This window comes from Tenacibaculum lutimaris (assembly GCF_003610735.1).
Classification (GTDB): Bacteria; Bacteroidota; Bacteroidia; order Flavobacteriales; family Flavobacteriaceae; genus Polaribacter; species Polaribacter lutimaris.
The window spans coordinates 22,384-44,038 of the sequence record NZ_RAQM01000012.1; the positions used below are offsets into that span (position 1 = coordinate 22,384).

The following is a 21,655-nucleotide window of genomic DNA, read 5'->3' on the forward strand; positions in this document are numbered from 1 at the left end:
TCTGACTTTTATAATACCATGGGTATAAACAAAATAATATAAAGTCATATTTTTAACCTATAATCTAAACCTCTAACACAACTATTACTTATATATAACAACAAACATGGCAAAAAAGAAAGCATTTGCACTCCGCATTAACGAAGACATGTTAAAAGCTATTGAAAAATGGGCTTCTGACGAGTTTCGATCTACCAATGGACAGATTGAATGGATGCTTATGCAAGCACTTAAAGAAGCTAAAAGAGAACCAAAAAAGAAAGAAGAATAACCTCTAATCTTAACAACTTGTTAAAAAACGCTTAATTTTAAATTAGGCGTTTTCTATTTTGTAAATTGTACACAACTAAACTACAATCAACTAACAATTATGAACAAGCTTTTTTCTTTCCTTTTATTTTTTACTGTATCTATGTTGTTCTCTCAAGAATTCTCAATGGATTTGGTTAAAAACATGAAGCCACGAAACATCGGTCCAGGTGGTATGAGTGGTCGTGTAACCGCTATTGATGTAGTAGAGTCAAATCCTGATATTATGTACGTTGGTACAGCTTCTGGTGGAGTTTGGAAATCTACTTCTGGTGGTATTAAATGGCAACCTATTTTCGATAAAGAGGTAACTGCCTCTATAGGAGCCTTAGCTATTCAACAATCAAACCCAAGCGTTATTTGGGTAGGAACTGGTGAAGGTAACCCTCGTAACAGCTTGAATGGAGGTTACGGAATTTTTAAATCCTTAGATGGTGGAAAATCATGGAAATCAATGGGTTTAGAAAAAACACGTCACATACATCGTGTAGTTATACACCCAAACAATCCGGATGTTGTATACGTAGGCGCTATCGGATCTCCTTGGGGAGAACATAAAGAACGTGGTGTATATAAAACTACCGACGGTGGTAAAACTTGGAAACAAATTTTATTCAACAATAACAAAACTGGTGCTGCTGATTTAATTATGGATCCATCCAATCCTAATAAACTAATAGCAGCTATGTGGGAACACAAACGAGATCCTTGGTTTTTTAAATCTGGAGGTGAAGGAAGTGGTTTATACATTACACATGATGGTGGTGACAATTGGAAAAAAATCACCGATAAAGAAGGTTTCCCTAAAGGAGAGTTAGGTCGAATTGGTGTAGCAATTGCACCTTCTAACCCTAATACTGTGTACGCTTTAGTAGAAGCAAAAAAGAATGCGTTATATAAAAGTGAAGACGGAGGATTTACATGGAAAAAAATAAATGATAAAAAAGGTATTGGAAATCGTCCTTTCTACTACTCTGAAATTTATGTTGATCCTCAAAACGAACATAAATTATATACAGTTTTCACCTACATAAATGTTTCTATTGATGGTGGTAAAAACTTTAAACAATTAATGCCTGCTTATGGTGTTGATAACGGAATCCATCCAGATCATCACGCGTGGTGGATACATCCTAAAGACGGTAGTTTTATGATTGATGGTAATGACGGAGGATTGAATATAACAAGAGATGGTGGTAAAACATGGCGTTTTATTGCTAACTTGCCTATTGCCCAGTATTATCATATTAATGTTGATAACGAATTTCCTTACAATATATACGGAGGAATGCAAGACAATGGTTCTTGGCGAGGACCTGCATATGTATGGAAAGACCAAGGAATTAGAAACTCTTATTGGCAAGAGATTAGTTTTGGTGATGGTTTTGACGTAGTTCCAGACAAAGACAATTCACGTTATGGATGGACAATGAGTCAACAAGGTTTCGTATCTCGTTACGATTATGAAACAGGAAACAATTACACGGTTCGTCCTACGCATCCAGATCCTGATGTAAAGCTACGTTTTAACTGGAACTCCGCTATTAATATTGATCCATTTGATAATTCAACTTTATACTTCGGAAGTCAGTTCGTGCATAAATCAACCGATAAAGGACTGACTTGGAAAGTTATTTCTCCCGATTTAACTACCAATGACAAAGCTAAATTGAATCAACATGAAAGCGGTGGTTTAACCATGGATGCTACTGGGGCCGAAAACCATTGTACTATTTTAGTAATCGAACCTTCACCTTTAGAAAAAAACATGTTATGGGTGGCTACGGATGATGGTCAGGTACACATCACTCAAAATGGTGGTGCAACTTGGACAAATGTTGCTAAAAACCTAAAAGGGTTACCAGAAAATAGTTGGATAACACAAATAAAAACATCTAATAAAAACAAAGGAGAAGCATTGCTAGTTGCTAACGATTATCGTCGTTTTAACTACAAACCTTATGCCTACCGAACAACAGATTACGGAAAAACATGGAAACTTATTGTAGATGAAAACGATGTAGAGAGTTTTACGTTAAGTATTATTGAAGATCCTATAGAATCTAACCTACTCTTTTTAGGAACTGATGACGGACTATACATCTCTTTAAACGCTGGTGAAAAATGGACAAAATGGACAGAAGGTTTTCCCACTGTTCCTGTAAAAGATTTGGTGATTCACCCAAGAGAACACGATTTGATTATAGGTACATTTGGTAGATCAGCTTGGGTATTGGATGATATTCGTCCATTAAGAGCTTTAGCTAAAGACAAAAATATTCTTACAAAAAGTATCGAATTATTTGAACCTCCTATTGCTTATCAAGCAGCATATCAACAACCAACAGGTAGTCGATTTGGTGCCGATGCTATTTATAATGGTGAAAATAGAAGTCGTGGAGCTTTAGTACAATTCTACATCAACAAACCAAAAGTAAAAGAGAAAACTGATAAAAAAGAAGACACTAAAAAAACAACTCAAAAAGAAGCTGAAAATACAATAAAATGGGATTCTATTAAATTTGAAATTTTTGATGGTAATCGGTTAATTAGAACATTAAAAAGAAAAACTCCCAAAGAAAATGGAATTCACAAAGGAGTTTGGTTTATGGATGAAAAAGGAGTAACTAGACCTTCAAGAACCATTAGAAAACAAAAAAATGAGCCTGGTGGTGTAAAAGTAAAACCGGGTACTTACAGAATTAAAACTACGTTTGGAGATCAAATTTCTGAGCAAAATATCACGGTAAAATTCGATCCTAGATTAACTATTTCTCAAACGGCTATAAATCAAAAATACGATACAGGTAAAGAGCTAGAAAAGTATCAAAATATTATTGCAGATGCAGTTAAACAATTGGTTGAAAGTAAAGACATAGCTAATAGTTATAAAGCTAAGTTTACTAAAAAAGACAAGAAAGCCTACAAAGAGCAAATAAAAAATTCAACTGAAACTATTAAAAAAATTGATAGCTTACTTGATATTTACTTTGGAAAAGTTGATAAACGTCAAGGAATTATTCGTAACCCCGACCCGACAGTTACCCAAAGATTAGGTACAGCTAATTGGTATGTAAATAGTAGATTTGGTGAACAAACCGCTACTGAAAAACAATTAATCAATCAATTTAAAGGAGCTTTTAAAGAAGTCATTCAAAAAACCAATGCTTTTTTTGATAAAGACTGGAAAGAATATAAAGTTGAGGTAGAAAAAATAGATTTATCTCCATTTAAAGAAACAGAAAAATTTTCTGTAGAATAAATTCAAATTAACTAAACCTTATATAATGAAAAAAATAACCTTACTACTCGCTATAACTATTATAGCAAGTGCTTGTAAAAAGGACCAAAAAAAGCCAGCAGAAATTGGTGAAACACTTAAAGAATACTCTATCGAGCAAATGATGGATAACGAAAGTGTTTTAGGAGGAAGTTTTTCACCTGATAATTCAAAATTACTCGTAACCAGTAATCGTTCTGGAATTTACAACATGTATACAGTTTCTACAGCTGGTGGAGAATTTGAACCAATAACAAAATCGGACAGTTCTTCTGTTTTTGCAACATCTTATTTTCCAAAAGATGAAAGAATGTTATTTAGAATGGATAATAATGGAGATGAAATTTATCATATCTTTTTAAGAGAGCTTGATGGCAACATTAAAAATTTAACACCAACTAAAGGTGCTAGAGCTGGATTTTTTGGCTGGGCAAAAGATGAGAAAAGCTTCTTTTTTACTTCTAATAAAAGAGATAAGCGTTTCATGGATCTTTATGAGATGAATCTTGAAACTTTCACTCCTGAAATGATTTATGAAAATAAGGAGGGTTATAACGTAGCAGCAATATCTAATAATAAAAATATTTTAGCGCTAAGCAAAACTGTTAACACCAACGATAGTGATCTATTCTTGTTTGATAGAACCACTAAAGTAATCACAAAAATCAATCTAACATTGAGTGGTAATTCAGCTGCTGATTTTTCTATTGATGATACTGATTTTTACTATACAACAGATGCAGAAGGTGAATTTGCTACCTTAATGAAATACACCATTAGCTCCAATGAAACAGAAAAAATATTAGCTAAAGATTGGGATATTTCTGGAAGTTATTTTACCAACAATGGAAAATATAGAGTTACCTATATTAATGAAGATGCAAAAAATGTAATTGAAGTTTTTGATGTTGCTGAAGGTAAAAATATAACCTTACCTAATGTTAACGGAAAAAGTATAACTAGCGTTGGTTTTTCTAGAGATGAAAACATGATGCGTTTTTATGCAGGAGGTTCTAACTCTCCATCAAACCTATATGTGTACGATTTAGCAACTCAAAAACAAACACAACTAACAGATGTACTTAACAAAGATATTAACCCTAATGACTTGGTAGAAGCAAAAGTAATCCGTTACCCTTCTTTTGACGGAGTAACTATTCCTGCTATTTACTATCTACCTCATCAAGCCACAGAAAATAATAAAGTTCCTGCTTTAGTTTGGGTTCATGGAGGCCCTGGAGGGCAATCACGTCAAAACTTCAATTCTAGAATTCAATATTTAGTGAACCATGGATATGCTGTATTAGCTGTTAATAATCGCGGAAGTAGTGGTTATGGTAAAACCTTTTTTACTATGGATGACTTGAATCACGGTGAAAAAGATTTACAAGATTGTGTAGAAGGAAAAAATTGGTTAGCAAACCAACCAGAAATTGACGCTGAAAAAATCGGAATCATTGGTGGTTCTTATGGTGGTTATATGACAATGGCTGCATTAACCTATACACCTGAAGAGTTTGCTGTTGGTGTAAACATTTATGGAGTTACAAACTGGATGCGTACTTTAAAGAGTATTCCATCATGGTGGGAATCTTTTAGAGAAGCTTTATACAAAGAATTAGGAAACCCTTATTCTGCCGATTCAGTAAGGCTTAAAAGGATTTCGCCTTTATTTCATACTGATAAAGTAACCAAACCTTTAATGGTATTACAAGGAGCTACCGACCCTCGAGTTTTACAAGTAGAGTCTGATGAAATTGTCGCTGGAGTTAAAAAAAATGGTGTTCCTGTAGAATATGTTCTTTTTGAAGATGAAGGGCATGGTTTTGTTAAAAAAGAAAATCAAATAGAAGCAAACAGTAAAATTTTACAATTCTTAGACACTTATTTAAAGAAAGAAACTCCAATTAAAAACGATGAATTATAAATAAACTCAAAGAACTTTAACAGTATAACTTTTTATAAAAATTATCGAGTTTATATTTTTGTCAGCATAACATAAAATCTCCTGCATATTCATTCATGTAGGGGATTTTTAATATCACAAAGAACCACAACTATTATTATGCGAAAATTATTCTTATTAATTATCACTTTATTTTCATTAAACACCTTTTCTCAAAATCAACCTGATCCAACCAAAGAACTTGGTGTATGGTATATGTACAACGGATCTCACCAAATTTCAGATAAATTCGGGTTAAAATCTATGGCACATTTTCGTTTCTTTGAAGTAGGAGACGACATGCAACAATTCATCGGACGTTTAGGAGCTAATTATAAATTCAATAAAAATATAAATGCTACTGTAGGGTATGCTTTCTTAAACACCGATGAAACTTTTGATATTAATGCTGGTGACTTTAACGAACATCGTATTTATGAAGACCTAAATGTAAAGCATAAAATAGCTAGCTTAAATTTAGCACATCGCTTTAGAGGTGAACAACGTTTTTTTAAATCAACTACTGGTAACTTCTTTCGATATCAATTAGCCTTAGGTCATCCTATTGATGAAAAATGGTCTACTTACATATATAATGAAACTTTTTTAGATTTTAAAGGTGAAGCATATAATCAAAACTGGTTTGGGGCTGGTTTTAAATATAAAATATCTGACATAGTTAAGCTTCAAGCAGGATATCAACTAATAAATGTAAATGAGATTGGTAATTTCAATAGAATTCAATTAGGAATTGCAATTACCACAAACCATAGAAAATAGAACTAACTATTATTTCATACTTTAGCGACAAATTTTTTTAGATGGAAACACCTCTTTTTACAAACGATGCAATCGTATTTGGTATTTTAATGATTTCTTTAGGTTTTGTTTTTTATACAGAATCACAAACCTCAGGATTTTGGCATAAATTTTATAAAATAGTACCCGGTTTATTCATGGCCTATTTTATTCCAGCAATATTTACTACTCTAGGAGTTATTTCTCCTGAATGGGAAACTACAAATGCTGCTGGCGAAGTGGTAAAAAACAAATCACAATTATACTATGTATCTAGTAGATTTTTATTACCTGCAGCCTTAGTTTTAATGACTTTAAGTATTGATTTAAAAGCAATTTTTAACTTAGGTTCAAAAGCATTAATTATGTTTTTTACAGGAACCATTGGAATTGTTATTGGAGGCCCTATCGCTATTTTATTAATCTCTACTGTTTCTCCTGAAACTGTTGGCGGAGCAGATTTTGATGCTGTATGGAGAGGTTTATCTACCCTTGCTGGTAGTTGGATTGGTGGTGGTGCTAACCAAACCGCAATGTTAGAAATTTATAAATATAACCCTGCTAAATATGGAGGAATGGTATTTGTTGATATCGTTGTGGCTAATATTTGGATGGCAATTATTTTAATTGGAATTGGTAAAAAAGATAAAATTGATAAGTGGTTAAAAGCTGATACTTCTGCTATTGAAGACTTAAAAGAACGTGTTTCTAATTTCACACAAGGCGTACGTAGAAATCCTACCTTAACTGATTTCATAATTATGTTAGCTATCGCTTTCGGTACTGTTGGTTTTGGTCATTTTGCTGCAGGATATTTAAGCGAAATTTTTGCTTCTATTACTGCTAGTATGGAATCTCAAACATGGCGAAATATCTTTTCATTTTTAGGATCAGGATTCTTCTGGTTAATTAGTATTTCAACAATTGTAGCAATATTTTTATCATTTACAAAAGCTAAAAATTACGAAGGTGCAGGTGCTAGTAAAATTGGTAGTATTTTTATTTATGTATTGGTAGCAACTATTGGTATGAAAATGGACTTAACTTTAATTTTTGACAATGTAGGGTTAATTGCTATTGGATTAGTTTGGATGGCTATTCATGCTGGATTATTAATATTAGTAGCTAAATTAATCCGAGCTCCATATTTCTTCTTGGCTGTAGGAAGTCAAGCAAATGTTGGTGGTGCTGCTTCTGCTCCTATTGTAGCACAAGCTTTTCACCCATCATTAGCTACTGTAGGTGTTTTATTAGCTGTTTTTGGATATGCAATAGGTACCGTGGGAGCAATTCTCTGTACAATTTTAATGGAAATAGCCTCAAAAGTTTAAGAGAAATCTGCATATTTGCAACAGACAAATTTTGAATTCAATGAAGAAAATTATTGCTCTTTTCGCAATAGCACTTGTAGCTTTTGCCTGCTCCTCTAAAAAAGAGGGAAACATGATAGTTAAAGGTCAAATCAAAGGACTAAAAAAAGGTACTTTATATCTTCAAAAAATGAACGATACCTTATTAGTATCTGTTGATTCTTTAGCTTTATTAGGTGATGACAAATTTATTTTAACCGATAATGTAGAATCTCCTGTAATGTACTACCTTACTTTTGATGGTAACACAACCGACAAACACATTATGTTCTTTGGTGAAGAAGGTGAAATTACAATAAATGATAATATTGAAGAATTTGGTTTTAAACCTGAAATTAAAGGATCTAAAAATCAAAAAGTTATGGATGAATATCGTAAGATAAACCAGAAATTTTTAGAGCAACGTTTAGATTTTGTAAAAAAAGATCTTGAAGCTCGTCAATCTCAAGATGAAGCTCAAATACAGCAAATAGAGGAAGATTATAAAAAAATGATTCGTCGTCGTTTCTTATTTTCTACAAACTTTGCTATTGCTAATGCTGATAGCGAAGCTGCCCCTTACATTGCTTTATCAGAATTATACGATGCTAACATTCAACTTTTAGATACTATCAACAATAGTTTAACAGATAGAGTTAAAAGCTCTGAATATGGAAAACGTTTGCAAAAATTTGTAAGTGATATCAAAACAAAAGAAGGTAAATAATCCTTTTCTTTATTATATAAAAAAAGCTCATTCAAATTTGAATGAGCTTTTTTATTTCTATTTTATTATATCTTAAAAGACATTACTGGTAATTTACTATGGTTTGCAATGTCCTCAGAAATACTTCCTTCAAAAAAGTGAGCTACACCTTTTCTACCATGTGATGCTACAACTAACACATCAACATCTATTTTATCTGCATAATAAAACACTCCTCTTTCTACTGAGTAATCTGAAACAATTTTCACCTTTTTCATTCCTTCCTCAGGACTCTCGTTGGTTTGTTTAAAAAATCGCTCCATTCTTTCTTCCAACTCTTTTGTGCTTTTAAACTTAGATGTAGGAGTACTTACATATATTAGTTCTACCTCTTTTTCTATATCATTAAAGAAAGTTTTAGCTTGCATATATGGTTTTACATCATCGTCAGAAAAATCACAAGCAAACAATACCTTTTCAATTTTTTCTGTTATCGGTTTTTCTTTAACTACTAGTACAGGAACATGAGCATAACGAATTACTTTTTCGGTGTTAGAACCTATAAACATTTCTTTTAATCCGCTAACTCCTTTAGACCCCATTATAATTAAATCTGCTTTTTCTTCTCTAGCTAAAAGGTCTATTTCACTGAAAATTTTAAAATGCTTAATGATTGGTGTTACTTTCACACCAGATAAATACTCTTTTTTTAAAAATTCAGTGAGTTTCTTCTCCGTTAGCTCTAAATAAAATACCATTTCTTGCTGTATGTAACTTTCTGACTGACTAAGTACAGCGTTTGAAAGTTCTAACATATGTACAACTACTATTTCAGCATTAGTTTCTTTTGCAAAAAACACAGCTGTTTGTAGCGCTTTTTCAGAATATTCGGAGAAATCAACAGGAACAATTATTTTTTTCATGATTTGTTTAGTTTTAAAGTTTAATACACTTTATAAAGTTACCTAAACTTTCTCATTTAAACCATGATATTTATCATTAAAGCTCTTAATGACAACCTTCTACTGAATTATGTAATTCAGTAACTGGTAATGGAGACACATAAGGAATTCCTAAACCCAACCCTCTTAATACAAACAAGATTCCTATGAAAACAACCACGAAAGGAATGGCTTGTTGAATTCTTTTTCTAACCAATCCATTTGCAAAATTACCTACGTATACCACAGCTGTCATTAAAGGGATGGTTCCTAAGCCAAAAAGAAACATATACAAACTACCTGATAGCATGTTATTGGTAGCTAAAGCTCCAAAAACAGCCATATACACCAATCCGCATGGAAGAAACCCGTTTAAAAAACCTATAGTAAAAAACGTATCATTTCCTTTTTTCTTTAACTCTTTTCCTAAAGAAGATTTTACTTTTATCACCAATTTATTAATAGGTGCTGAAAAACTATACTTTTGAAAAGTTTTAGGTAATAAGATTACCAAAATCATTAAAACACCTACAATAATAGAAAGTTGCTGTTGAAATCCGAAAAAATAAAATCCTTTTCCTAACAACCCAAATAGCAAACCTATTAAACTGTATGTAAACAAGCGTCCTAAATGATAACTGGTAATTTGGAGGAACTGTTTTACTTTGTTTGTTCTATTTACGGGCAACATAAAGGCTATAGGTCCGCACATACCTATGCAGTGAAAACTTCCTAATAGCCCAAATATAATTGCTGAAAGAAACATTAGTAAACCAATTCTTTCTGAAATAAATAATCTTTATTTTTGTAGTTCCAGGAAACGGTTATGTTCCAACGACCACCCAACAAACGGTTCTCAGGCACGAGCAAATATGTTTCGGAAAGCGAAATAGGCATTTCGAAATCCAATTGTTTATCAGATGGTCTGTATAGGAACACTTTTCCTTTGATATCTTTAGGGTTAAAGTCTGTTGGAAAATAGACTTTAATTCCTTCTGATACTTTTTCTATTTTAATATTTTCTTTTAATGCTTTCGCATTTTTTGTAGCATTTATTTGATTTTGAACTTCCAACTCTTGTTGATAGTACTTTTCTGTTACTAAATCGTGATTAAAGTTTTTACCTGTACTCATCGTTATTACGAAATACATGATAAACCCTATAAACCCTATAATTGCTATTACTATACCCGTGCCCCAGTTTAGTTTCATTTTATTTTGTTTTTGTGTCATTGAGAAAAATGTAGCAACCTATTTATAAACTAAGTGATTACTTCACCTTTCTTCCTCTTAATGACGGTATTTTTATCTATAACTTCTTGGTCCTAAAAAGTTGGTAGTTGTTGTTTCAATAAGTTTATCACCACTATATACTCCAATTTTTAGTTTTTCTTTTTCATCTTTCATTTCAGATTGATGTAACTCTATAAACAAAGTCCCTTCAGCCAATCCTTGTTTAGGAACTTCAAAATTTTGATGTGTTACCGTTTCTATTGTTCCTTTATGTGACAATAATTTGTAACTCACATCATCTATCTCTTTAGTTGTTTTATTTACTACTTTATAGGTGTAAATATTACTAATTATTCCATTTTCTTTATGTTGATACAATTGTCCTGGTAAACGTAAAATTGTAGCTTCAACATCATTTCTTAAAAACAGCATCCCTATTAAAATTCCAATTAAAATGAATAATACTGCTGAGTATCCTTTCATTCTTGCAGTAAACTTAAAAGGTGATTTTTTTACAATGTTTTCTTCACTTGCATAACGGATTAATCCTTTTGGCAAGCCTACCTTTTCCATTATATGATCACACTCATCGATACAAGCTGTACAGTTTACACACTCTAACTGTGTTCCGTTACGAATATCAATTCCTGTAGGACATACGTGTACACACTGAAAACAATCAATACAATCTCCTTTACCTGATGCTACCCTATCTTCTTTCTTATTAAACTTTCCTCTTCCTGTCTTTCCTTCTCCTCTTACGTGATCGTAAGCAACATTTATCGTTTTATTATCTAACAGTACTCCTTGTAATCTACCATAAGGACAAGCAATAATACACACTTGCTCTCTAAACCATGCAAAAATAAAATAGAATACTCCTGTAAAAATTAATAAAGAAATTAACGTACTAAAATGATCTAACGGATTGCCTGTTATATAACTTATTAGCTTATCGCTTCCTATTAAATAAGCTAAGAATACGTTTGCTATAATAAAAGAGATGATAAAAAACACAATCCATTTTAATACTCTCTTTCTAATTTTTTCTGCATTCCAAGGTTGTTTAGCTAATCGTATTTGTTTTCCTCTATCTCCTTCAATTAAATACTCTATTTTTCTAAAAACCATTTCTAAAAAAATGGTTTGTGGACAAATCCATCCACAAAAAATTCGACCAAACACAACAGTAAATAGAATGATAAACACCACTCCTATTATCATTGAAATTACCATTAAATGGAAATCTTGAGGCCAAAAAGGAAAACCGAAAATGTTAAACTTACGTTCTAAAACATTAAATAGTAAAAATTGGTTTCCGTTAATTTTTACAAAAGGAGCTAATAACAAGAATGCTAATAAAAAGTAGCTTACATAGCTTCGATATTTATAAAACTTACCACTTGGTTTTTTTGGAAACACCCAAGCCCTTTTACCTTCATCATTTATAGTGCCTATACTATCTCTAAATTGTTCGTTTTTGGGTGTTTCCATAATCAACTATTAAAAACTAATTTGTAACTATTTATTGAATACTATCTTTTGGTTGCTCATCAGGTTCAGCTACAGTAGAAGTTGCTCCTTCTTCTTTATATAACTCTCCTTGAGGTTCTTTTGGCTTTGCAGGAGTAGTTCCTTGCATAGAAATTATATAACTCGCTACTTTTTGAATATCAGCTGGTTTTAAGGTTTTATTCCAAGCTACCATCCCTTTACCGTCTCTACCTCCATTAGCAATAGTGTTGAAAATATTTTTCATACCACCACCTAAAATCCAATATTCATCGGTTAAGTTTGGTCCAATACCACCTCCACCATCAGCAACGTGACATGCTGCACAGTTTAGGTTATATACTGCCTTACCTCTACTTAAATCTCCTGCATCTGTTAAAACGGTTGCTGTTTCTGCATCAATAACAGCTTCTTTTGAAGTTGATTTGAACGCTGCTAATTCTCTTTTTGCTTCAGCAACTGCTTGTGCATATTCCATTTCTTGGTTATCTGCACCTAATACATGATATCTTACTAAATATACCGCTGCAAAAATGATTGTTGCATAAAACATATACAGCCACCACGGTGGTAAGTTATTATCTAACTCTTTAATTCCATCATAGTTATGATCAAGAATAATTTCATCTTCTTGCTCAACTGCTTTAGCCTCTGTCCACCTACTAATAAGCTTTTTAGCCCAAGCCCAGTTATCAACTTCTTCTGGTTTAACTCCGTCTTTTTCCATTTGAAGTTGCTCTGCTCTTTGTTGCGCTACAATGTTTAAAGCTTCTTTTAAAACTACCACGGTTATAAGCCCTACAATTGCTATCCAAACTAATGGATGTTCATACAGACTAAATGGATTTTGGTATGATTTAATTGCAGTAGCAATAGCAAAAAAGGTTACTGCAACAAAAATGATATATACTATAGATTGAAAATATTTTTTCATCTTGTTAAATTTTACTAATTATCTAAAGGTAATTCACTTACACTACTTATATATTCTTTTTTGGCTGTAAACACCCACCAAAACAACACTACGAAAAATGTAAAGAATATGGTTAGTGAAATAATTGGGTATATTTCAATACCTGCAATTGTTTCCATATGGTTTTTTACAAACTTTAACATAATTTCTAGTTTTTAGCGCTTAATTGATCTTCAACATCTTTTACTTTAATATCGGTACCTAATCTTTGTAAATAAGCGATTAAGGCTACAATTTCTCTATCTTTCATTTCAATAAAAGTTTGTCCATTCTCTTGAGCATACTTTTTATCAGCTTCATAATTTGCTTTGAAATCAGGATCGGCATATAAGTTCTCTTGAATTTTCATTCCTTGAGCATCCATACTTGCTTGTGCATTCGCTATATCTTCATCTGTATATGGAACCCCTAAGCTTACCATAGCTTTCATTTTACTTTCGGTATCGCTCTTATCTAACTCATCTCTTACTAACCATTGGTACGCTGGCATAATAGATCCTGGTGATGTGCTTTGTGGATCATACATATGGTTTAAGTGCCAACTGTCGTTATACTTACCTCCAACTCTTAATAAATCTGGTCCTGTACGTTTAGAACCCCATAAGAATGGATGATCGTATACAAACTCTCCTGCTTTTGCAAATTCTCCATAACGCTCTACTTCTGATCTGAATGGACGTACCATTTGTGAGTGACATCCAACACACCCTTCACGGATATAAATATCTCTACCTTCTAATTCTAAAGGTGTATATGGTTGTACACTTGTTATAGTTGGAATATTAGATTTTACTAATAATGTTGGTATAATTTGCACAACACCTCCAATTAAAATAGCTACAGTAGCATAGATAGTTAATTTTACTGGTCTTCTTTCTAACCAAGTGTGCCATCCTTCATTTGAAGTTCTATGTTTAGATACTTTAGTTAATGCAGGTGCTTCTGCTAATTCATCAGTTACTTCACTACCTGATCTTACAGTTTTAACAATATTGTATAGCATTACGAATGCTCCTAGTATAAATAAACTTCCTCCGATAGCACGCATCCAGTACATTGGAATAATTTCATTTACTGTTTCTAAGAAGTTACCGTATGTTAAGGTTCCATCTGGGTTGAATTGTTTCCACATTGATGCTTGTACAAATCCTGCTACATACATTGGTAATGCATACATGATAATACCTAAGGTACCTATCCAGAAGTGGAAGTTTGCTAATGCTGTAGAGTATAATTTTGTTTTAAACATTCTTGGTACTAACCAGTATAACATACCGAAAGTTAAGAATCCGTTCCATGCTAAGGCTCCTACGTGTACGTGAGCAATAATCCAATCACTAAAGTGTGCAATTGCATTTACATTCTTTAATGATAACATTGGTCCTTCAAACGTTGCCATACCATAACCTGTAATTGCAACTACCATGAATTTTAATACTGGGTCTACTCTTACTTTATCCCAAGCTCCACGAAGTGTTAGTAGTCCGTTGATCATACCTCCCCAAGATGGTGCAATCAACATTACAGAGAATGCTACTCCTAAATTTTGAGCCCAATCTGGTAATGATGTATATAATAAGTGGTGAGGCCCTGCCCAGATGTAGATGAAAATTAACGACCAGAAGTGTACAATAGATAATCTATATGAATATACCGGACGGTTAGCGGCTTTAGGAACAAAGTAGTACATTAACCCTAAGAACGGAGTCGTTAAAAAGAATGCTACCGCATTATGTCCGTACCACCATTGTACTAATGCATCTTGAACACCTGCGTATACTGAATAACTTTTCATAAAGCTTACAGGTAATTCTAAACTATTAAAAATATGTAATACCGCTACGGTTACAAAAGTTCCTAAGTAGAACCAAATTGCTACATATAAATGGCGTTGTCTTCTTTGTAAGATTGTCCAAATCATGTTAGCTCCAAAAGCTACCCAAACTAATGCAATGGCTATATCAATTGGCCATTCTAATTCGGCATATTCTTTTGATGTTGTATACCCTAACGGAAGTGTTATGGCTGCTGCAACAATTATTAACTGCCATCCCCAAAAGTTAAAGTTACTTAAAAAATTACTCGCCATACGCGCTTTCAGTAATCGTTGTAGTGAGTAGTAAACTCCTGCAAAAATGGCATTTCCTACGAATGCAAAAATTACTGCATTTGTGTGTAATGGTCTTAAACGCCCAAAACTTAACCACGAAATTCCGTCAGTTAAATTTGGGAATAAAAACATAAAAGCCAATAACAATCCTACTGAAAAACCTACTATTCCCCATAGTAAGGTTGCGTAGATGAATTTTTTTACGATCTTATTATCGTAATAAAATTGTTGCATTTCCATAATCTATTTGAATTTAATATCTATTGTTAATTGTTAGTTCTTTGTTTCTTCTTTTACCAGTTCATCATCAAACAACATGCGAACTGATGGCGTGTACGAGTCATCGTACTGCCCTTTTTTTACTGAAACAATAAATGCTATAAAGAAAATAATAGCCACTAAAATACTTAGTGATAGTAGTAAGTAAATAACGCTCATATCTTGCCTGATAATTATAGTTCAAAGGTAACTGTGAAGGTTTTCTTAAAATATGACTTTTGTCATGTTTGAGTTTTTTTTCAAAAAAAATAAAGAGAACGAAAAGTTCTCTTTATTTAAGTAATCTTTGTAAACCTCTTAGAAGATTTTTCTCTAAAATAGCATAACTACCATCTGATAGAAATAATTCTTTTATTTCTTCAAATAGTTTATTTACTTCTTCTTTACCGTAGTTTAATTTTTTGAGTGATTTATTAATTTTTTGAATGCTAGCATAGTCATTATCTTTTTCAAACTCTTTATGCATCTTCTTATACGTTTCTTGGTTTGTTCTTAAAGAAATGGCTTCGAGTTCTTCTTTTGTTTCTTTAAAATCTGCATTAATACAATAGATAAAAAGATAGGTATGTAGCTCTTCCTTTGACCAATTTACTTCAAATGATTCCATAACGCCTGGTTTTTAGGTTCACTCAAATTTAATCATTTTTTTAGTAAAAACACAACAATACCCATTATAAAACATTAATTACCAACAAATTAAATAGTCATTGAAAACAATTTTGTTTCTGGTTGTTTTTCATGTAATTTCTTATCAAATGCCATACAAATATTACGTACATAGGGTCTTGCCTTCTCAGGAACTGTTAACTTTTTCCCTTTAATAGAAACCAATCCATCATCTATCATTTCTTCTAACTTTCCTATATGTGCTTCTACATTTTTTATCTGTAATTGCTCTTCTTCCCACGAGGTGGAGAAATGACACATAATATTTAAAATATGTTTTCTTATTATTAAGTCTTCTTCTGATAATATATGCCCTCTAAACACAGGAATTTCTCCTTCGTTCACAATTCTTTCGTATTCTTTTACAGTTTTTACATTTTGTGCAAATCCATACCAAGAATCAGAGATTGACGACATTCCTAAACCTACCATTAACTGTGTTTTATTAGCGGTGTATCCCATAAAGTTACGATGTAGTGTTTTTTCTTTGGTAGCTTTATATAAGCTATCAGTAGGTAATGCGAAATGATCCATTCCAATTTCTACATAGCCCATTTCGGCAAATAATTCTTTACCTATTTCATACAACTCGCGTTTTTCTTCATTTTTAGGCAAGTCATCTTCATTAAATCCACGTTGCCCTACTCCTTTTACCCATGGAACATGCGCGTAACTATAAAATGAAATTCTATCGGGTTCTAATTCTTTTGTTTTATTAATGGTATAAATTACGTTTTCTTTTGTTTGGAATGGAAGTCCAAATACTAAGTCGTGACTGATAGACGTGTAGCCTATTTCTTTTGCCCAATTGTGTACTTTTTCTACGTTTTCAAAAGGTTGTACTCTATGAATAGCTTCTTGTACTTTTGGATTATAATCTTGTACCCCAAAACTTACTCTTGTAAAACCTAAATTGTACAATGTTTGCAAGTGTTCTTTTGTAGTATTGTTTGGGTGCCCTTCAAAACTAAATTCGTGGTCTGGGTGTTTTTCAGCATTGATAAAAATTCCATCAATTAACCTTTTTAATTGTTTCTCTGAAAAGAATGTTGGCGTTCCCCCTCCTAAATGTATTTCTTTTATTATAGGTGTTTCGTCAACTAAATCAACATATAACTGCCACTCTTTTAAAACGGTTTCTATATACGGATTTTCCATTTCATGGCGTTTTGTAATATGCTTGTGACAGGCACAAAACGTACATAAACTCTCACAAAATGGTAAATGAATATATAAGCTAATTCCTTCTGAGGAATTGCTTTCTATAAACGAACGCTTAAAAGTATCTATCCATTTTTCTTTTGAAAATGTTTCGTTATCCCAATATGGAACTGTTGGATAGCTTGTGTATCTAGGTCCTGGAATGTTATATTTTTGAATAAGTGAGTTCATGTTCTTGATAATGTTTTGTTTCATTCTTCAATAAAATCAATCTAACTGACATTACGCCAATTCTAGAGCAATTTCAATCATTTCTTTAAAGGTTTGTTCTCTTTCATCGGCTGTGGTTCTTTCTCCTGTAACCAAACTATCTGAAATGGTTAAAATTGATAATGCATTTACTTTATGCTTTGCTGCAACTGTATACAATCCGTTGGTTTCCATTTCAACACATAACACACCATAATCTGCCCATTTTTTATAGCTTTCAAATTCATCTGCATAAAATTCATCTGAGCTTAAGATGTTTCCTGCTTTTAGTGGAATTCCTTTTTCTTTTGCTGCATCTACGGCTTTTTGAAACAACTCAAAACTTGCTGTTGGCGCAAAATCGGCTCCGTTAAAACGAATGGTATTTAATCCTGAATTGGTAGAAGCTGCCATAGCAATAACAATGTCTCGGATTTTTACTTCTTTTTGATACGATCCAGCAGAACCTACCCTTATTAAGTTTTTAACCCCATATTCATTAATTAATTCATGAGCATAAATTAAAGCAGAAGGAATTCCCATTCCTGTTCCTTGTACGGAAATTTGTTTTCCTTTATAGGTTCCAGTGAATCCTAACATACCTCGAACATCGTTATAACAAACTGGATTTTCCAAAAACGTATCTGCAATCCATTTTGCACGCATGGGATCACCTGGTAATAAAACAGTTTCTGCTATTTCTCCTTTTTTTGCTTCAATATGCACGCTCATAGTTTTAGGTTTTTAAAATTTAATATTCGTTGTTATCAGAAGTTCCTTCAGTAATTAATGAAACCCCAGAAGAAGTTCCCAAACGAGTTACTCCCATTGCTATAAACTTCAACGCAGTCTCCACATCTCTAATTCCTCCAGCAGCTTTTATTTGAGCTTTTCCGTCTACGACACTATCCATTATGGTTACGTCTTCAAAAATTGCTCCTCCAGTACCAAAACCTGTAGACGTTTTCACAAAATCGGCACCAGCGTTAACAGCTAATTGACTTGCTTTTTTTATCTGTTTTTTTGACAAATAGCAATTTTCAAAAATTACCTTTAAGGTATTTTCTCCTATCGCTTCTTTAATTAATCGAATTTCTTTTTCAACATATTTTTCATCACCTTCTAACAGCTTTCCGATATTGATAACCATGTCAATTTCTGATGCCCCATTTTTTATACAATCTTTGGCTTCAAAAACTTTAGCTTCGGTAGTCATTGCCCCTAAAGGAAACCCAATAACTGCAGCAATTTTCACATCCGTTCCTTCTAATTCTTTTGCTGCAAGTTCTACATAACAACCATTTACACAAACCGCATAAAAATCATACTCCTTCGCTTCATTACACAGCTTAACGATATCAGCTTTTGTAGCCGTAGCTTTAAGTAAAGTATGATCTATATATCTATTCAACCTCATAATTAAACTTCTTTTACTCTGTTTACTGAATCTGATTTAGATAAAGTTAAACGAACAACACTATCTTCTAAAGCTGTTAGGTTATGTATAACTTTTGCCTCTAGAGAAATTATATCTCCTGAATTCAATTTCTTAACTTCATTATTTACACCAAAATTAATACTTCCTTTAAGTACTTGAACAACTATAGGATATGGTGCTTTATGATCTTTCATTACCTGATTTTTCTTAAAAACTATTCTTATTTCTTTTGAAAAATCGGTTTCTAACAATAAAGTAATAGCTACTTTTTCTTCATTGTACTGTATATCATTTAAAAATGCTGCTGTTTTCATTTTTCTTATTTTATTTTTCTTCCTAACATGTTGGTAGCAATTGTTGTAAATACAACTACACTTATAGAACTTAAAGGCATTAAAATTGCTGCTATTACAGGCATTAATTGTCCTGTTACTGCAAAATATAGTCCTAAAACATTGTACATTAAAGATAGTAAAAAACAATATTTAATAATTTTTACTGCTTTTTTTGAAGCTTTTATATAGTCTGCTATCTGATTAAATTTTGTTGCATCTAAAATTGCATCACATGCAGGAGAAAACACATTTATATTTTCTGAAATTGCTACGCCAACATTACTTTGAGCCAAAGCCCCTGCGTCATTCAACCCGTCTCCAATCATCAATACACTTTTACTTTTTTCTTGCAATTCCTCTACATAGTGTAATTTATCTTGTGGTTTTTGATTGAATAAAAATGTAGTTTCTTTTGGTAATAACCCTTCTAAAAACTTTTTTTCTCCTTCATTATCTCCTGACACTACCGATAAGTCATATTTCTTATTTAATTGCGTAAATAATTGTTGAACACCTTTTCTATAAGCATTTTTGAAAACGTACTTACCTTTGTACTCATCATTTACACTAATGTGTACTGAAGTATATAAGTTCGCTTGTTCTTTTGCGTTCTTAACAAATGAAGATGAACCTATCTTTACTTTTGTTTGTTGATAATTCGCTTCAATTCCTTTACCTACATGCTCTTGATAACTATCTACAGTTAACACTTCTTCATCTTGTAACGAAGTATACAACATTCTACTTAACGGGTGATTCGATGCCCTAAGAGAACTTTTTAATATCGATTTTTGAGTTTTATCTAATTCTTTTCCTTCGTAAGTTATTGTGTTTTCTTTATTTGTAGTAAGTGTACCTGTTTTATCAAAAATTACCGAATTAACAGCTGCTAATTGTTCTACCACAGTCGCGTTTTTAAGATAGAATTTCTTTCTGCCAAAAATTCGTAAAATGTTTCCTAAAGTAAACGGAGCTGCTAACGCAATAGCACACGGACATGCGATGATTAACACCGAAGTAAATACGTTTAATGCTACGCTTGAATCGTAATACAGCCAAAAACCAGTAGATAAAAAAGCGATAGATAAAACAACAATGGTAAAGTTTTTACTTATCTCGTCGGTTAATGTTTTAAAAGATGAATTTTTATCTTTCTGAAATACATCATTACTCCATAACTGTGTTAAATAACTCTGTGAAACCGAAGCTAACACTTCCATTTCTATACTTCCTGACAGTTGTTTTCCTCCTGCAAATAATTTATCTCCTGACTTTTTATTTACAGGAACAGCCTCACCTGTAACAAAACTGTAATCTATTTTTGCTTCCCCACTAATTAAAATTCCATCAACAGGAATCAACTCCTGATTTCTAATTAGTAACCTATCTCCTTTTTTTACCTCATAAATTTGAGTATTCTCTTCTTTTTTATCGGAAGTTATCTTGGTTACCGCAATTGGAAAATACGATTTATAATCACGTTCGAACGATAAGAAATTATAGGTTTTCTGCTGAAAAAACTTCCCAAGTAATAAAAAGAATACTAATCCTGTTAAACTATCGAAGAATCCAGTTCCTAAATCGAAAAGAATCTCAGCTGTACTACGAACAAACAATACGAATATTCCTAAAGCAATAGGAACATCAATGTTTAAAATTTTTGAACGCAACCCTTTATAAGCAGAAACAAAGTAATCTATCCCTGCATAAAACACAACTGGAAGTGAAAAGGCAAACATCAACCAACGGAAAATACCTTTGTATTGCTCTAACCAATACTCAGATACTTCAAAATACTCTGGGAATGATAAAAACATTACATTTCCGAAGGCAAATCCTGCTATACCCAGTTTATAAATTAAGCTGCGATCTACCTTCTTTTTTCCAACTTCATAATCTTCTAAACTGATATACGGTTCATAACCAATAGAGCTTAATAACAATACTATTTCTTTCAGTGAAGTCTTTTCTGAATTGTACGTAATTCGTACTGTCTTTTTGGGGAAGTTAACTTGTGCCGACGACACATTGCTTTGTAATTTGTGCAGGTTTTCTAATACCCAAATACATGAACTACAGTGAATATGTGGTATATACAAATTAATAACTTGCATATTACCATCGTTAAACTCAAGAAGTTTTTCTACAATCGGTTGATTGTCTAAGAAATCGTACTTTCCTTGTATTTCTTCAGGAATTGCTCCTGGATTGTTTTGAAAATCGTAATAACACGTTAAATCGTTTTCTGAAAATATTTCATAAACGGTTTTACACCCATTACAACAGAAAAATTTATCCTGTACTGTAATTTTTTCGGTATCACATTCGTTACCACAATGAAAACAGATTTTGCTTTCCATATTTACTCTTT

At 32.4% G+C, this 21,655-nt stretch carries 20 protein-coding genes; 6 read left to right on the plus strand and 14 right to left on the minus strand.

Features of this window, described 5'->3' with window-relative positions; genetic code table 11:
* The first annotated feature begins 106 nt into the window (after positions 1 to 106).
* The 6 genes from C8N26_RS12310 (at position 107) to C8N26_RS12335 (ending at position 8,408) form a co-directional block, all read left to right on the plus strand.
* On the plus strand, positions 107 to 271 hold the full coding sequence (locus C8N26_RS12310; protein ID WP_120187537.1) for an Arc family DNA-binding protein: 165 nt from the start codon (positions 107 to 109) through the stop codon (positions 269 to 271).
* A 99-nt stretch (positions 272 to 370) separates the two neighbouring features.
* Entirely contained in the window at positions 371 to 3,571 is a 3,201-nt protein-coding gene (locus tag C8N26_RS12315; protein WP_120187538.1) for a WD40/YVTN/BNR-like repeat-containing protein, read from the plus strand.
* Positions 3,572 to 3,596: 25 nt separating this feature from the next.
* The gene (locus C8N26_RS12320) at positions 3,597 to 5,516 is read left to right on the plus strand and encodes a S9 family peptidase (protein WP_120187539.1); all 1,920 of its coding nucleotides are present in this window, start codon (positions 3,597 to 3,599) and stop codon (positions 5,514 to 5,516) included.
* Between the two features lie 138 nt (positions 5,517 to 5,654).
* Positions 5,655 to 6,314 (plus strand): DUF2490 domain-containing protein, encoded by a 660-nt coding sequence (locus C8N26_RS12325; RefSeq protein ID WP_120187540.1) that lies wholly within the window; start codon positions 5,655 to 5,657, stop codon positions 6,312 to 6,314.
* A gap of 41 nt (positions 6,315 to 6,355) precedes the next feature.
* Positions 6,356 to 7,663, plus strand: a complete 1,308-nt coding sequence (locus C8N26_RS12330; RefSeq protein ID WP_120187541.1) for a DUF819 family protein — start codon at positions 6,356 to 6,358, stop codon at positions 7,661 to 7,663.
* 40 nt (positions 7,664 to 7,703) lie between these two features.
* Entirely contained in the window at positions 7,704 to 8,408 is a 705-nt protein-coding gene (locus C8N26_RS12335; protein ID WP_120187542.1) for a DUF4369 domain-containing protein, read from the plus strand.
* Between the two features lie 65 nt (positions 8,409 to 8,473).
* Here the strand turns inward: C8N26_RS12335 and C8N26_RS12340 are convergent, their stop codons facing one another.
* From C8N26_RS12340 to C8N26_RS12405, 14 genes are all read right to left on the minus strand, one after another.
* Positions 8,474 to 9,310 (minus strand): universal stress protein, encoded by an 837-nt coding sequence (locus C8N26_RS12340; protein ID WP_120187543.1) that lies wholly within the window; start codon positions 9,308 to 9,310, stop codon positions 8,474 to 8,476.
* Positions 9,311 to 9,395: 85 nt separating this feature from the next.
* Positions 9,396 to 10,094 (minus strand): sulfite exporter TauE/SafE family protein, encoded by a 699-nt coding sequence (locus tag C8N26_RS12345; RefSeq protein WP_120187544.1) that lies wholly within the window; start codon positions 10,092 to 10,094, stop codon positions 9,396 to 9,398.
* Complete coding sequence (locus C8N26_RS12350) at positions 10,094 to 10,540, minus strand: FixH family protein (RefSeq protein ID WP_120187590.1); 447 nt, start codon at positions 10,538 to 10,540, stop codon at positions 10,094 to 10,096. Before C8N26_RS12350 ends, C8N26_RS12345 begins: the two co-directional genes overlap by 1 nt.
* 93 nt (positions 10,541 to 10,633) lie before the next feature.
* On the minus strand, positions 10,634 to 12,055 hold the full coding sequence (ccoG, locus tag C8N26_RS12355) for a cytochrome c oxidase accessory protein CcoG (protein ID WP_120187545.1): 1,422 nt from the start codon (positions 12,053 to 12,055) through the stop codon (positions 10,634 to 10,636).
* Between the two features lie 31 nt (positions 12,056 to 12,086).
* Positions 12,087 to 13,007, minus strand: a complete 921-nt coding sequence (locus C8N26_RS12360; RefSeq protein ID WP_120187546.1) for a cbb3-type cytochrome c oxidase N-terminal domain-containing protein — start codon at positions 13,005 to 13,007, stop codon at positions 12,087 to 12,089.
* A gap of 14 nt (positions 13,008 to 13,021) precedes the next feature.
* The gene (locus C8N26_RS12365) at positions 13,022 to 13,189 is read right to left on the minus strand and encodes a cytochrome c oxidase subunit IV (protein WP_028892889.1); all 168 of its coding nucleotides are present in this window, start codon (positions 13,187 to 13,189) and stop codon (positions 13,022 to 13,024) included.
* Between the two features lie 5 nt (positions 13,190 to 13,194).
* A complete protein-coding gene (gene ccoN, locus C8N26_RS12370; protein WP_120187547.1) occupies positions 13,195 to 15,396 on the minus strand; it encodes a cytochrome-c oxidase, cbb3-type subunit I in 2,202 nt (733 codons plus the stop codon).
* A 33-nt stretch (positions 15,397 to 15,429) separates the two neighbouring features.
* A complete protein-coding gene (gene ccoS, locus C8N26_RS12375) occupies positions 15,430 to 15,594 on the minus strand; it encodes a cbb3-type cytochrome oxidase assembly protein CcoS (RefSeq protein ID WP_073184498.1) in 165 nt (54 codons plus the stop codon).
* A gap of 112 nt (positions 15,595 to 15,706) precedes the next feature.
* Positions 15,707 to 16,042 carry a hypothetical protein gene (locus C8N26_RS12380; RefSeq protein ID WP_099214084.1) on the minus strand — a complete coding sequence of 112 codons (336 nt, stop codon included), beginning with the start codon at positions 16,040 to 16,042 and terminating at the stop codon, positions 15,707 to 15,709.
* An 89-nt stretch (positions 16,043 to 16,131) separates the two neighbouring features.
* Entirely contained in the window at positions 16,132 to 17,517 is a 1,386-nt protein-coding gene (hemN, locus tag C8N26_RS12385) for an oxygen-independent coproporphyrinogen III oxidase (protein WP_245962571.1), read from the minus strand.
* Positions 17,518 to 17,544: 27 nt separating this feature from the next.
* On the minus strand, positions 17,545 to 18,243 hold the full coding sequence (gene deoD, locus C8N26_RS12390) for a purine-nucleoside phosphorylase (protein WP_120187549.1): 699 nt from the start codon (positions 18,241 to 18,243) through the stop codon (positions 17,545 to 17,547).
* Positions 18,244 to 18,262: 19 nt separating this feature from the next.
* Positions 18,263 to 18,928: a deoxyribose-phosphate aldolase gene (gene deoC / locus C8N26_RS12395; protein ID WP_120187550.1), complete on the minus strand. Its 666-nt coding sequence runs from the start codon at positions 18,926 to 18,928 to the stop codon at positions 18,263 to 18,265.
* A 2-nt stretch (positions 18,929 to 18,930) separates the two neighbouring features.
* Entirely contained in the window at positions 18,931 to 19,263 is a 333-nt protein-coding gene (locus tag C8N26_RS12400) for a cupin domain-containing protein (protein ID WP_028892884.1), read from the minus strand.
* Positions 19,264 to 19,268: 5 nt separating this feature from the next.
* Positions 19,269 to 21,644, minus strand: coding sequence for a heavy metal translocating P-type ATPase (locus tag C8N26_RS12405; protein ID WP_120187551.1), 2,376 nt, complete (start codon positions 21,642 to 21,644; stop codon positions 19,269 to 19,271).
* Between the last annotated feature and the right edge of the window lie 11 nt (positions 21,645 to 21,655).

What these genes read in the sequence shown, in the direction of transcription:
- C8N26_RS12345 (WP_120187544.1), bottom strand. Translation starts at nt 10,094, where the DNA reads ATGTTTCTTTCAGCAATTATATTTGGGCTATTAGGAAGTTTTCACTGC.
- C8N26_RS12360 (WP_120187546.1), bottom strand. Translation starts at nt 13,007, where the DNA reads ATGAAAAAATATTTTCAATCTATAGTATATATCATTTTTGTTGCAGTA.
- C8N26_RS12365 (WP_028892889.1), bottom strand. Translation starts at nt 13,189, where the DNA reads ATGTTAAAGTTTGTAAAAAACCATATGGAAACAATTGCAGGTATTGAA.
- C8N26_RS12320 (WP_120187539.1), top strand. Translation starts at nt 3,597, where the DNA reads ATGAAAAAAATAACCTTACTACTCGCTATAACTATTATAGCAAGTGCT.
- deoC (WP_120187550.1), bottom strand. Translation starts at nt 18,928, where the DNA reads ATGAGGTTGAATAGATATATAGATCATACTTTACTTAAAGCTACGGCT.
- C8N26_RS12340 (WP_120187543.1), bottom strand. Translation starts at nt 9,310, where the DNA reads ATGAAAAAAATAATTGTTCCTGTTGATTTCTCCGAATATTCTGAAAAA.
- C8N26_RS12330 (WP_120187541.1), top strand. Translation starts at nt 6,356, where the DNA reads ATGGAAACACCTCTTTTTACAAACGATGCAATCGTATTTGGTATTTTA.
- C8N26_RS12380 (WP_099214084.1), bottom strand. Translation starts at nt 16,042, where the DNA reads ATGGAATCATTTGAAGTAAATTGGTCAAAGGAAGAGCTACATACCTAT.
- ccoG (WP_120187545.1), bottom strand. Translation starts at nt 12,055, where the DNA reads ATGGAAACACCCAAAAACGAACAATTTAGAGATAGTATAGGCACTATA.
- C8N26_RS12315 (WP_120187538.1), top strand. Translation starts at nt 371, where the DNA reads ATGAACAAGCTTTTTTCTTTCCTTTTATTTTTTACTGTATCTATGTTG.
- ccoN (WP_120187547.1), bottom strand. Translation starts at nt 15,396, where the DNA reads ATGGAAATGCAACAATTTTATTACGATAATAAGATCGTAAAAAAATTC.
- hemN (WP_245962571.1), bottom strand. Translation starts at nt 17,517, where the DNA reads ATGAAACAAAACATTATCAAGAACATGAACTCACTTATTCAAAAATAT.
- C8N26_RS12405 (WP_120187551.1), bottom strand. Translation starts at nt 21,644, where the DNA reads ATGGAAAGCAAAATCTGTTTTCATTGTGGTAACGAATGTGATACCGAA.
- C8N26_RS12350 (WP_120187590.1), bottom strand. Translation starts at nt 10,540, where the DNA reads ATGAAACTAAACTGGGGCACGGGTATAGTAATAGCAATTATAGGGTTT.
- C8N26_RS12335 (WP_120187542.1), top strand. Translation starts at nt 7,704, where the DNA reads ATGAAGAAAATTATTGCTCTTTTCGCAATAGCACTTGTAGCTTTTGCC.
- ccoS (WP_073184498.1), bottom strand. Translation starts at nt 15,594, where the DNA reads ATGAGCGTTATTTACTTACTACTATCACTAAGTATTTTAGTGGCTATT.
- C8N26_RS12325 (WP_120187540.1), top strand. Translation starts at nt 5,655, where the DNA reads ATGCGAAAATTATTCTTATTAATTATCACTTTATTTTCATTAAACACC.
- deoD (WP_120187549.1), bottom strand. Translation starts at nt 18,243, where the DNA reads ATGAGCGTGCATATTGAAGCAAAAAAAGGAGAAATAGCAGAAACTGTT.
- C8N26_RS12400 (WP_028892884.1), bottom strand. Translation starts at nt 19,263, where the DNA reads ATGAAAACAGCAGCATTTTTAAATGATATACAGTACAATGAAGAAAAA.
- C8N26_RS12310 (WP_120187537.1), top strand. Translation starts at nt 107, where the DNA reads ATGGCAAAAAAGAAAGCATTTGCACTCCGCATTAACGAAGACATGTTA.